We start from the raw sequence: 11968 nt of genomic DNA, 5'->3' as shown, positions 1-11968 counted from the left end.
ATACTCCCCGCGGAAAGCAAGTGCCTGTAGCGTAATGGAACGGATTCGTTAGGAAAAACCAAAATCTTTAAAATCATAATCTAAGAAATATTGGCACAATTTTTGCTTAGTATTTTAATGAAGCTAACTAAAAAGGAGTCGATTAAAATGACTGTACCATACAAGCATGAACCATTCACTGATTTCCAACTAGAAGAAAATGTTCAACAATTCCAACAAGCATTACAACAAGTAAAAAACGAACTAGGAAAAGAATATGATTTGGTAATAGGAGGCGAAAGAATCTCAACTAAAGACAAAATCACATCTGTCAATCCTTCTAACACATCAGAAATAGTAGGACTCGTCTCAAAGGCTAATCAAGCACTAGCAGAAAAAGCAATGCAAGTAGCAGATCAAACTTTTAATAGTTGGAAAAAGTGGGACGCTGAAGTAAGAGCCGATATTTTATTTAAAGCTGCAGCTATTGTTCGCAGACGCAAACACGAATTCTCAGCTTATTTAGTTTATGAAGCTGGTAAGCCATGGAATGAGGCTGATGCTGACACTGCAGAAGCAATTGATTTCATGGAGTATTATGCTAGACAAATGATTGAGTTGAAAAAAGGATATCCGATTGAAAGTCGAGTAATTGAAAAAAATAGACTAGCATATATTCCGTTAGGTGTCGGTGTGGTGATCTCTCCTTGGAATTTTGCGTTTGCGATTATGGCAGGAATGACTTCCGCAGCTTTAGTTACTGGTAACACCGTATTATTAAAACCAGCAAGCACAACACCAGTAGTCGCGGCTAAATTTATAGAAGTGCTAGAGGAAGCTGGTCTACCAGCAGGTGTTGTAAACTTTATCCCAGGTAGTGGTAGTGAAGTAGGAGATTATTTGGTTGATCATCCAAGAACACGTTTCATCAGCTTCACAGGTTCACGAGATGTTGGTGTTCGTATTTATGAAAGAGCTGCGAAAGTACATGAAGGTCAGATTTGGTTGAAACGAGTAGTCGCGGAAATGGGAGGCAAGGATACGATTATTGTTGATAATCAAGCGGATCTTGATCTAGCGGCTGAATCTATTGTTAAATCAGCATTTGGATTTTCAGGTCAAAAGTGTTCAGCTTGTTCACGGGCAGTCATTCATGAAGACGTTTACGATGAAGTACTAGAAAAAGCCGTACGTTTAACAAAGGAATTAACAGTTGGAGATCCAGCCAAACGCTCTTTTATGGGGCCGGTAAATGATCAATCAGCTTTCGACAAAGTTATGAGTTATATAGAGATTGGGAAAAAAGAAGGGGAACTTGTTACAGGTGGTAAAGGAGATGACACGACTGGCTACTTTATTGAACCAACTATTTTTGCAGGGGTTGAAGAGACAGCTAGAATCATGAAAGAAGAGATTTTCGGTCCTGTAGTAGCTTTTTGTAAAGCGAAAGATTTTGATCATGCTCTAAAAATAGCTAATAACACCGACTACGGGTTAACAGGAGCTGTTATTTCTAATAACCGTGAGCATATTGAAAAGTCAAAAGAGGAATTCCATGTAGGTAATTTATATTTTAATAGAGGGTGTACAGGCGCGATAGTGGGTTATCATCCATTTGGAGGATTTAACATGTCCGGAACGGATTCAAAAGCTGGAGGACCAGATTATCTTCTATTATTTACACAAGCAAAATTGCTATCAGAGCAGCTTTAATGCTTGAGGGAGGGAATGAACATGGTTGAAAAGATATCCAAAAATTTCTTTCTCTATTTATCAAAAAATAAAGTGTTGAATAAAGGGGCTAAAAAATGGGGGCTCAAATTAGGAGCCTCCCAAGTAGTGGCAGGAACAACCATTCATCAAGTGATTAAAGTGGTGAAAGGATTAAATCAAAAAGGTTTAGTGTGCACAGTCGACCACTTAGGTGAGTTTGTGATGAATCCAGCAGAAGCAACAGAAGCAACCGACATTTGTGTGCAGACACTTGAAGCCATAGCTGTAAGTGGGGTGAACTGTAACTTATCTGTTAAGCTAACCCAACTTGGCCTTGATATTGACCGCAGTCTTTGTGTCAATAACATGCTGAAAATTTTAGAAGTTGCAAAAAAAACAAATAATTTTGTACGAATAGATATGGAAGATTACTCTCATTACGAGCAAACATTAGAGATTTTAGCAGAACTTCGTCAGAGTTACCCAAATGTAGGAACGGTGATTCAAGCTTATTTTTACCGAGCCCAAGATGATCTGAAGAATTTAAAAGGAGTGCCACTTAGATTAGTGAAAGGAGCTTATAAAGAATCAGGAGAAGTTGCATATCAGAATAAAGAGGAAATTGATGAAAACTATCTAACTATTATTAAACAGCATTTGTTAACAGGAAGTTATACAGCGATTGCTTCTCATGATCATGTAATCATTGAGAAAGTAAAACAGTTTTGTAAAGAAAATAACATCCCGAAAACACAATTCGAGTTTCAAATGCTGTACGGATTTAGAGCCGATGTGCAAGAGGAGATTGTTTCTCAAGGTTATACGATGCGTGTGTATGTACCATTTGGGAAGGATTGGTATGGGTACTTTATGAGGCGGTTAGCAGAAAGGCCACAAAATGTTTCTTTTGCTTTAAGAGGGTTGTTTTCCAAGAAGTAACTCTGACCAACGTTATACTACCTAAAAATGAAAGGGGTTACATTTGGGTGAGTCGAGACAAAAAAGTATCTATAGTAGGTGTTCCGATGGATTTAGGCCAAATTAGGCGTGGCGTTGATATGGGACCGAGTGCGATGCGATATGCCGGCTTAATAGAAGAAATACAGGATCTTGGTTTTGAAGTGAGTGATTATGGCGATATTACGATTCACCGCTCGACTACAGGATCTAATCAAGAACAGAAGTTAAGAAACTTAAAAGAAATTATTAAGACAAGTGAAGAGTTGTGTAGAGAATTAGATGAAATTTTAACGAAAGGAGGGTTTCCTCTCGTATTAGGAGGAGATCACAGTATAAGCATTGGTTCAATCGCTGGAATCAAAAAACATTACCGTGATTTGGGCGTTATTTGGTATGATGCGCATGCAGATTTGAATACAGCGGAAACTTCTCCTTCAGGAAATATTCACGGAATGTCGCTAGCTACTAATTTAGGGTTAGGGCACCCCATACTCACAAAAATTGGTGGTTATCAGCCGAAAATAAAACCTGAACATATCGTTATTATTGGGGCGAGGTCAATTGACGAAGGCGAAAAACAACTGATTAGAGAAAAAGGCATAAAAGTGTATACGATGCATGAGATTGATCGAAGAGGAATGACAACAATCATGGAAGAAACCATTGCCTACTTTAAAGATAGAACAGATGGGGTTCATTTAAGTTTAGATTTAGACGCAATTGACCCTATAGATGCACCAGGTGTTGGTACTCCGGTTCTTGGAGGTATAACCTATCGGGAAAGTCACTTAGCTATGGAGATGTTAGCGGAAGCGGAGATGATTACATCGGCTGAATTTGTTGAGGTAAATCCAATTATTGACCATAAAAACCAAACAGCAAATATAGCCGTTGAATTAGTGACTTCGCTTCTTGGTAAGAAGTTAATCTAAAAGCAACCTATTAATCTATCAGGAATATTAATGAATTAGGAGGTGTGTAACAGTGAAAAACACAACAACTATTATAGAGAAAACTGAACAATATGGAGCTCATAATTATAATCCCCTGCCAATTGTGATCACAGAGGGAAAAGGAGCATGGGTAAAAGATCCTGAGGGAAACAGTTACTTAGACATGTTAAGTGCTTATTCAGCAGTTAACCAGGGACACTGTCACCCTAAAATAATAGCGGCGTTAAAAAAACAGGCAGACAAAATTACGCTAACCTCAAGAGCTTTTCATAATGATCAACTAGCCCCTTTTTATGAAAAGGTGGCGGCTATTACTAAGAAAGAAATGATTCTGCCAATGAATACTGGAGCGGAAGCGGTTGAGACAGCGATAAAAGCTGCTAGACGTTGGGCCTATCAAGTGAAAGGGGTGCCGAACAATCAGGCTGAAATCATCGTTTGCGAAAATAACTTTCATGGAAGAACGATAACAGCTGTTTCTTTGTCTTCCAATCAGGAGTATAAAGAAGGATTTGGGCCATTACTTCCAGGTATCAAGGTGATTCCGTTTGGGGACATTGAAGCGCTAGAAAACGCTATTACTGATCAAACAGCAGCGTTTTTAATCGAGCCGATTCAAGGTGAAGCGGGGATCATCATTCCTCCTGACGGTTATTTAAAGAAAGCGCATGATCTTTGCAAACAGAAAAATGTTCTATTTATTGCGGATGAGATACAAGCTGGTTTAGGAAGAAGCGGGAAAATGTTTGCCTGTGACTGGGAGAGTGTAGAACCTGATATGCTCATTTTAGGGAAGGCTCTCGGAGGTGGTGTATTCCCAATATCCGTTGTGGCTGCCAGCAAAAAAATATTGGGAGTTTTTGAGCCTGGTTCACATGGATCTACATTTGGAGGAAATCCGCTTGCTTGTACCGTTTCCCTAGCGGCGTTAAGTGTAATAGAGGAGGAAAGCTTGGTTGATCGTTCTTTTGAATTAGGTCAATATTTCTTAGAAAAACTAAAACAAATAAATAATCCTTTCATTAAGGAAATAAGGGGAAGAGGCTTATTTATTGGAGTAGAAATGAAAAAGCCAGCTAGACCTTATTGTGAACAGTTGAAAGAGAAAGGATTATTATGCAAGGAAACTCATGAGAATGTGATCCGCTTTGCACCGCCATTAATCATTGAAAAGAAAGATCTAGATTGGGCGGTCACCAAGATTTATGAAGTATTAAGTTAAGAATGATAACCGTTCGCAATTGGGGAAGCGCTTACTTTAATGCTTGATTAAACATCCTCCTTCATGTACGATTTCTATATGATGACAAGATAAGGGGATTTAAATGAAATCAACACATTATCGTTTAGCTGAGTCGATCGGTTATAAAATTACAAACTCTGCCAGGTTAGTAATGAACCGATTAAATAAAAATTTTAAACAAAATAACTTACCAGTGACTCATGAGCAATGGGCTATTATGATTAGACTTTGGGAAGAAGATGGGTTAACCCAGAATAAATTAGCGACGATGACGAATAAAGATTCTCCTAGTATCTCACGATTAGTAAATAACTTGATAAAAAATGATCTCGTTACGCGGATCCCACACCCTGTTGATAAAAGGACTAATTTAATTTTCTTAACAGCTAACGGGAAAAAAATGCAAGAAGCCATGATTGAACAAGCTCAAAATACAGTAGAACAAATTTCAGAAGGAATTGACCCTAAGGAATTAGAAATCTTTTTGAAAGTATTAGAACAGATTGATGAAAATTTAAAAGATTAGAAGCATTCATTCTCATTTGAGAATGAATGCTTTTTTTAATGAGAAATGATAGTTAGTAGGATTAAAAATTGATTGACTAAGTGAAGTGGTGTAAAACGACCATCGTTACTCCTCAACCTTACCATAAAAGCCTTTTGAATCATTATTCTCCACTAATCCTCATAAATTTAGTTGTTTAGACACTTAAGAAGAAAAGTGAAAGCTTAATTACGTCAACTAGAGAACCAACTGAGATTGTATTTCTAAAAAATAAATAGTTGTTTAAACAATTATTTATTTAAATGGTATTGACAATCATTATCGTTTACCATTAAAATGGCTTTAGACCGATAATCATTATCATTATCAATGAATCACAAACTGATTATCTATAAACGGAGGGTAGGCGTTTTTAAGACAGTAAATAGACTATCATTTTAAACGTTAGTACTAGAAAGTGAAGGCCTGTTATGCGTAAAGCTATTTAGTTCTTATTTTACTTGTGTTATCTATTACTTCTCTATTTATTGGTGTAAGAGATATCTCACCATTGGATATTTTTCGGTTAACCGAAGATCAAATTCAAACGCTACTCATAGTGAGATTCCCGAGGTTAATAAGCATTATAATTGCCGGAGTAGGAATGAGTGTTTGTGGTTTAATTATGCAGCAATTAACGAGAAATCGTTTTGTTTCACCGACGACTGCTGGAACATTGGATTCGGCTCGGCTCGGAATTTTGGTTTCATTAATTTTGTTTACTTCAGCAAGTCCACTTCAAAAAATGATGGTTGCGTTTGCCTTTGCTTTAGCTGGAACCTTTATCTTTATGAAGATATTAGAAAAAATTAAATTTAAAGATACCATTTTCATTCCTCTAGTTGGCTTGATGTTTGGTAATATCGTAAGTTCGATTACAACATTTTTTGCGTACAGGTACGATTTAATTCAAAACATGTCTGCCTGGCTTCAAGGAAATTTCGCGGCAATTGTCAGAGGAAGCTATGAGTTATTATACATAAGCATTCCTGTTTTAATTATTGCTTACCTCTTTGCTAACCGGTTTACAGTAGCCGGCATGGGAGAAGAGTTCTCAGTTAATTTAGGTTTGAATTATAAACAGGTTGTGAATATCGGGCTAATCATTGTTGCTCTAATCACTTCTGTTGTTGTTCTTACCGTTGGAATGATTCCTTTCTTAGGTTTAATTATTCCAAATATCGTAACCATTTATAAAGGTGATAATTTAAGAGAGAACCTTCCTTATACTGCTTTACTTGGAGCTATATTTGTGCTTTTCTGTGACATTTTAGGTCGCTTAATTATTTATCCATACGAGATTGCGATTGGTCTCACGGTTGGAGTAATTGGTAGCGGAATTTTTCTGTATTTATTGTTAAGGAGAAAGCATTATGGGATATAAGGGGAAATTAATAACTTTATCTGTAATTGCTATAGCTCTCGTGATCTTCTATTTAACAATAGGTGCTAATGGTAACTGGGAATATGTGTTACCGAGAAGAGGCTATAAAATTGCTGCTATTATTTTAACAGGTACTGCAATCGCATTTTCAACGATGGTGTTTCAGACAATTACAAATAACCGAATTTTGACACCGAGTATAATCGGGTTAGATTCGCTTTATATGCTGATTCAAACCTTTATTATTTTCTCGTTTGGTTCGTTAAGTATTGTTATGGTTAATAAACATTTAAATTTCGCTGTATCAGTAGGATTCATGATTGTGTTTGCTGGGATCTTTTATAAGCTTTTATTTAAAAGAGAAGGAAACAACATTTATTTCCTCTTATTAATTGGATTAATCTTTGGAACGCTGTTTGGAAGTTTAACGACTTTTATGCAAGTTCTTATTGATCCAAATGAATTTCTGACCGTTCAGAACCGAATGTTTGCAAGTTTTAATAATGTGAACACAGATATTTTAGGTGTGTCGTTCATTCTAATTATAGTAATCTTCCTTTATTCCTATAAATATATTAAATTTCTTGATGTTTTATCATTAGGAAAAGAACATGCGGTTAATTTAGGGGTTAATTATGATCAAGTGATCAAGCGTCTTTTGATTGTAGTTGCCATTCTAGTCTCTATCGCAACAGCATTAGTCGGGCCGATTACGTTTTTAGGATTGCTAGTTGCTAACGTCGCTCATGAGTTTATGAGAACGTATAAACATAAATATCTTATTAGCGGGGCCGTATTAATCAGTATTGTAGCTTTAGTCGGAGGTCAGTTACTTGTTGAGCGGATCTTTACTTTTTCAACACCGCTTAGTGTCATAATCAATTTTATTGGTGGTGTCTACTTCCTATATCTATTATTAAAGGAGACAAAAAAATGGTAGAAGTGATTAATGTTTCAAAACAATACGCTTCCAAAAGTGTCGTTGAAAATGTTTCAGTTAACATTAGAAAAGGAAAAATCACATCATTTATAGGGCCGAATGGAGCAGGGAAAAGTACTTTGCTTTCAATTGTAAGTCGTCTAATCACAAAGGACGAAGGAGAGGTAAAGATTGATAATATTGATATTAGTAAAACAAAAAGCAATGAACTTGCGAAAAAAATATCGATACTAAAGCAATCAAACCATTTATCTATTCGTTTAACAGTGAAAGATTTAGTTTCGTTTGGACGCTTTCCCTACTCACAAGGCAACTTATCAAAAGAAGATCTAAGACATATAGAAGAAGCAATTAGCTATATGGAGTTAGAAGATATTCAAGATAAATTTCTTGATCAACTTAGTGGAGGGCAGAGACAACGTGCTCATATTGCGATGGTCATTGCTCAAGACACTGAATATATCTTACTTGATGAACCTCTTAACAACCTTGATATGAAGCACTCAGTTCAAATTATGAAAGTGTTAAGAAAAATGGTTGATGAATTAGGGAAGACGATTGTTATTGTTTTACATGATATTAATTTTGCTTCCTGTTATTCAGATTTTATTGTTGCCTTAAAAGACGGAAAGATCGTCAAAGAAGGTCCAGCTCAAGAAATCATTACCCACTCAGTATTGAAAGAAATCTATGATATGGATATCCCAATTAACTGTGTTGGCGATAAAAAGATTTGTGTGTATTTTACGTAAGGCCCTTTCTTAGTTAGTTAACGAGTTGAAGGTTACGCTAGAGATCCTCGGCCAAGGTATAGCAATTGCGCTCTTGTGTAACTTTCAATTTCATTAATTATAAATGTTATAAGAGTTTAGATCTTAAACTTTCGCAATCAGCTCATTCACAATATTTTTTTTAAGTAGGCATGAGAATGCTTATCATTTTCAACGCTGAAGAAGAAAGCTAGTTGCACAAATTTGAAAAGACAAATAGGAGTGTAGAGAAATGAAAAAGTCATTCATGTTCATTATGATGGTTTTATTGTTAACTATTTTTGCAGCAGCTTGCGGTTCAAGTACAGAAACAGAAGGTACGTCTGAACCAGTTGAAGAAACAGAGGAAACAGAAGCAGTTGAGGAAGAGCCTGTTGAAGAAGAAGTAGTTGAAGAAACAGAAATTACTGTGACTCACCAATTAGGCGAAACGATTGTTCCTAAAAATCCTGCTAGTGTTGTTGTATTTGATTTAGGTGCACTAGATGCTTTAGATAGATTAGGTGTTGAGGCAATCACAGCGGTACCAACAGATAACGTTCCTGAATACTTAGAGAAATACAAGGGTGCAGATTATGAGACAGCTGGCACACTTTTTGAACCAGATTTTGAAAAGATTTATGACCTTCAACCAGATTTAATTATCATCTCAGGAAGAGCTCAAGAAGCCTATGAAGAACTTAGTGAAATTGCACCAACCCTATTCCTTGCAGTTGACACAGCTAACTACATGGAATCATTCACGAATAATATTAACTTACTAGCTGAAATTTTCGGCAAGGAAGAAGCTGCTGCTGCAGAACTTGAGAAAATCAATTCTTCATTAACTGCTTTGCAAGAGAAAGCCGCTGTAAGTGAAGTAGAAGGTTTAATTGTATTAGCTAATGATGGATCTATTAGTGCTTATGGGCCAGGTTCTAGATTTGGAATTCTTCATAATGAGTTTGGTGTTACGGCTGTAGATGAAAACATCGAAGTTTCTAGTCATGGACAAAATATCTCGTTTGAATATATTGCTGAAAAAGATCCTGCTTACTTATTCGTTGTAGATAGAGGAGCCATTGTTGGAGGAGAATCTTCCGCTCAACAAACAATTGAAAATGAAGTAGTGAAAAGAACACAAGCATTTGAAAATGGAAACATTGTTTATTTAAACCCTGTATACTGGTATATTACTGGTGGCGGGATTACAGCAACTGAAGGTATGATTGCAGAAATAGACTCTGCAATAAAATAAAACAACAAAGGGTTCTTCCTAAAGATCACCATACTGATCTTAAGGGAGAACCCTTTGTTTTTCCTAAGGCGGATTATCGTCTACGTAACTTCGGAATCTTCAAGTAAGTCCCAGCTCGCCAAACCCATTCAAATGGTCCGATATAAAACCGTTGTAACCACCACTTACTTAATAGCACCTGCAGGAAAAAGAAAGCAAACGCAATGACAACACCGAAAAATATCCCAATGCGATTAAAGAGATTAAAACCATAACTATAGAATAACGTTGTAAAGACGATTGATTGTAATAAATAGTTTGTTAGAGATAAACGACCTACATAAGAAAGTGGGTAGAGGATTTGCCTTCCTTTTGTAGACGAAGATAGTAAAACAATGCTTAAGGCATAAAACATCGCAACAAGTGGACCACCAACCGTTGCATGGAGCATCTCAAATGCATAACGGTCATTTAAAACATACATGATCTTACTAGGAAAACCAACAATTAGAGTTATCCACCAAAGTCGGATTAGAAAAGGACGATGGTAAGAAACGTCAATGAGCCATTTTTTTCGTGCTACGTAAGCTCCTAGTAGAAACATTCCTAGAACACTAAGCATTGAAGAAAAATGAATGATCAATTCACCAACCCAACCCAGTCCAAGTGGATCATTGAACAAGCGAAAGCTCACTATATCAAAATAGGTTCCGGTTGAGAGAACCTGTTTTTCTTCAATAGAATATGAAAGTAATTGCTCATCCATTAAAGTCATTGAATCGTCTTCGGGTGTAGCAATCGAAAGAGACATGATAAAAAGCAAGAGAAAAGACGAAATAAGCAAACCTCTTTCTTTTAGTTTAAGAAAAAAATAAAGAATGAAGGCGGCTAATGCATAGACAAACAATATATCTCCATCCCAAATAAAAGTCCCATGTAAAAATCCTACTATGAGTAAGATCACCGTTCTTCGCCAATATAAAGGTCGTAAAGGTTGGTTGGCAGCCTCTAATCGTTCCTTCAAGAAAGCCATACCATAGCCAAATAAAAATGAAAATAGGGTATAAAAACTAGCTGACGCAAAGAGACGGATAAAGCCTTCCGCTATTTGATCTATCGTTCCTAGCGGGTAGTAATTGTGAATATCAGGTACTAAAAAAAGTCCATATTGAAAATGTAAACTATTTGCAAGTAAGATCCCAAGTAGAGCTAGACCTCTCATTATATCTAGTGAAAGAATTCGATCTGTTTCATTTAAGGGCCCAGATTTATTCATCAGCATGTCTCCTTCTAAATAATTGTAAGATATAACCAATTGTATCACAGTTGTATAGTCTATTTTTTTTGAGTTATCAAAAAAGTTACTGTAAACTTAAAAGAAAAGCTAAGAGGAGAGAGAATAAATGAAGACAAACTCTGTGATCGACTTAATAAATAGCCATCGCTCTATTCGAGCGTTTACAAATGAAAGTGTAACTGCTGAACAAATAAATTTGATTGTTGAAGCAGGGAGATGGGCGCCGACTTCACATCACGTTCAAGCATATAGCATTATCGTCGTAAAAGATAAAGAGAAAAAAGAGCAATTAGCGGAACTGGCAGGAAATCAAAGCTATGTGGAAAGTTGCCCGGTATTTTTTGTAATTGTAGCTGATTACTATCGTTTAAAACAAGCAAGTGATTTGCATAATGAATCAATTGAAATAAAAGAACAAGAACAGATTATTGTAGGAGCAGTTGATGCTGCTTTAGTCGCGCAAAATATGCTTCTTGCAGCGCGCTCATTAGACCTTGGTGGTGTCATGATTGGGGGCATAAGAAATGATCTGAAAGCTGTTGCTGAGTTATTGGAACTTCCTGAGTATACGTTTCCAGTAATGGGCTTATGTATTGGTTATCCAGCGCAAAATCCAGATCAAAAACCTCGATTGCCGCAAGAAGCAGTCGTCCATTATGATAAATACGATCAGACGAATATGAAGGATGCATTAGATCGTTATGACCAAATTATGAAACAATATTATTTGGAACGTACAAACGGAAAGCGTGCTGATTTATGGACAAAGCAAATGGCCAGCTTCCTATCCACACCAAAACGACCCGAGGTAGAACAATTTCTAAAGCAACAAGGTTTCTTAAAATAAACTTATGTTGACAGTAGATAAGAGGATTTAACTAAAATTTGAAAAACAATAGTTGCTTGCACAGCAATCGCTCCTGAAATACACTCCGCTTTCCGCGGGAAGCTGGTGAGCCTCCTCGTGCT

At 36.5% G+C, this 11968-nt stretch carries 11 protein-coding genes; 10 read left to right on the top strand and 1 reads right to left on the bottom strand.

The genetic code is table 11. The features are described from left to right. Positions 1 to 147 precede the first annotated feature (147 nt). The 9 genes from pruA (at position 148) to JCM9157_RS21420 (ending at position 9723) form a co-directional block, all read left to right on the top strand. Positions 148 to 1692 carry an L-glutamate gamma-semialdehyde dehydrogenase gene (pruA, locus tag JCM9157_RS21460; protein WP_035668152.1) on the top strand — a complete coding sequence of 515 codons (1545 nt, stop codon included), beginning with the start codon at positions 148 to 150 and terminating at the stop codon, positions 1690 to 1692. A 21-nt stretch (positions 1693 to 1713) separates the two neighbouring features. Further along, entirely contained in the window at positions 1714 to 2631 is a 918-nt protein-coding gene (locus JCM9157_RS21455) for a proline dehydrogenase family protein (RefSeq protein ID WP_035668149.1), read from the top strand. Between the two features lie 47 nt (positions 2632 to 2678). Further along, positions 2679 to 3584 (top strand): arginase, encoded by a 906-nt coding sequence (gene rocF, locus JCM9157_RS21450; protein ID WP_081734283.1) that lies wholly within the window; start codon positions 2679 to 2681, stop codon positions 3582 to 3584. Positions 3585 to 3636: 52 nt separating this feature from the next. Next, positions 3637 to 4827 carry an ornithine--oxo-acid transaminase gene (locus JCM9157_RS21445; protein ID WP_035668146.1) on the top strand — a complete coding sequence of 397 codons (1191 nt, stop codon included), beginning with the start codon at positions 3637 to 3639 and terminating at the stop codon, positions 4825 to 4827. Between the two features lie 103 nt (positions 4828 to 4930). After that, positions 4931 to 5374 carry a MarR family winged helix-turn-helix transcriptional regulator gene (locus tag JCM9157_RS21440; protein ID WP_035668143.1) on the top strand — a complete coding sequence of 148 codons (444 nt, stop codon included), beginning with the start codon at positions 4931 to 4933 and terminating at the stop codon, positions 5372 to 5374. A 472-nt stretch (positions 5375 to 5846) separates the two neighbouring features. Continuing rightward, entirely contained in the window at positions 5847 to 6776 is a 930-nt protein-coding gene (locus tag JCM9157_RS21435) for an ABC transporter permease (RefSeq protein ID WP_035668141.1), read from the top strand. Continuing rightward, the gene (locus tag JCM9157_RS21430; RefSeq protein WP_035668139.1) at positions 6766 to 7716 is read left to right on the top strand and encodes an iron chelate uptake ABC transporter family permease subunit; all 951 of its coding nucleotides are present in this window, start codon (positions 6766 to 6768) and stop codon (positions 7714 to 7716) included. Before JCM9157_RS21435 ends, JCM9157_RS21430 begins: the two co-directional genes overlap by 11 nt. Then, the gene (locus JCM9157_RS21425; protein WP_035668136.1) at positions 7710 to 8468 is read left to right on the top strand and encodes an iron ABC transporter ATP-binding protein; all 759 of its coding nucleotides are present in this window, start codon (positions 7710 to 7712) and stop codon (positions 8466 to 8468) included. Before JCM9157_RS21430 ends, JCM9157_RS21425 begins: the two co-directional genes overlap by 7 nt. Positions 8469 to 8718: 250 nt before the next feature. Next, on the top strand, positions 8719 to 9723 hold the full coding sequence (locus tag JCM9157_RS21420; RefSeq protein WP_035668133.1) for a siderophore ABC transporter substrate-binding protein: 1005 nt from the start codon (positions 8719 to 8721) through the stop codon (positions 9721 to 9723). Between the two features lie 73 nt (positions 9724 to 9796). Here the strand turns inward: JCM9157_RS21420 and JCM9157_RS21415 are convergent, their stop codons facing one another. Then, positions 9797 to 10978 carry a DUF418 domain-containing protein gene (locus tag JCM9157_RS21415; RefSeq protein WP_148296938.1) on the bottom strand — a complete coding sequence of 394 codons (1182 nt, stop codon included), beginning with the start codon at positions 10976 to 10978 and terminating at the stop codon, positions 9797 to 9799. Positions 10979 to 11105: 127 nt separating this feature from the next. Between JCM9157_RS21415 and nfsA the strand changes: the two genes are divergently transcribed. After that, positions 11106 to 11846, top strand: a complete 741-nt coding sequence (nfsA, locus tag JCM9157_RS21410) for an oxygen-insensitive NADPH nitroreductase (RefSeq protein ID WP_035668129.1) — start codon at positions 11106 to 11108, stop codon at positions 11844 to 11846. The last annotated feature ends 122 nt before the right edge of the window (positions 11847 to 11968 follow it).

Source organism: Halalkalibacter akibai JCM 9157, from assembly GCF_000513135.1.
GTDB classification, from domain to species: domain Bacteria; phylum Bacillota; class Bacilli; order Bacillales; family Bacillaceae_D; genus Halalkalibacter; species Halalkalibacter akibai.
This window is presented reverse-complemented; position numbering and strand designations above follow the sequence as displayed.

Bases quoted from the DNA above. Each gene is read 5' to 3' on its own strand.
- JCM9157_RS21415 (WP_148296938.1), bottom strand. From the start codon at position 10,978: ATGAATAAATCTGGGCCCTTAAATGAAACAGATCGAATTCTTTCACTA.
- JCM9157_RS21425 (WP_035668136.1), top strand. From the start codon at position 7,710: ATGGTAGAAGTGATTAATGTTTCAAAACAATACGCTTCCAAAAGTGTC.
- JCM9157_RS21430 (WP_035668139.1), top strand. From the start codon at position 6,766: ATGGGATATAAGGGGAAATTAATAACTTTATCTGTAATTGCTATAGCT.
- JCM9157_RS21440 (WP_035668143.1), top strand. From the start codon at position 4,931: ATGAAATCAACACATTATCGTTTAGCTGAGTCGATCGGTTATAAAATT.
- JCM9157_RS21420 (WP_035668133.1), top strand. From the start codon at position 8,719: ATGAAAAAGTCATTCATGTTCATTATGATGGTTTTATTGTTAACTATT.
- pruA (WP_035668152.1), top strand. From the start codon at position 148: ATGACTGTACCATACAAGCATGAACCATTCACTGATTTCCAACTAGAA.
- nfsA (WP_035668129.1), top strand. From the start codon at position 11,106: ATGAAGACAAACTCTGTGATCGACTTAATAAATAGCCATCGCTCTATT.
- JCM9157_RS21455 (WP_035668149.1), top strand. From the start codon at position 1,714: ATGGTTGAAAAGATATCCAAAAATTTCTTTCTCTATTTATCAAAAAAT.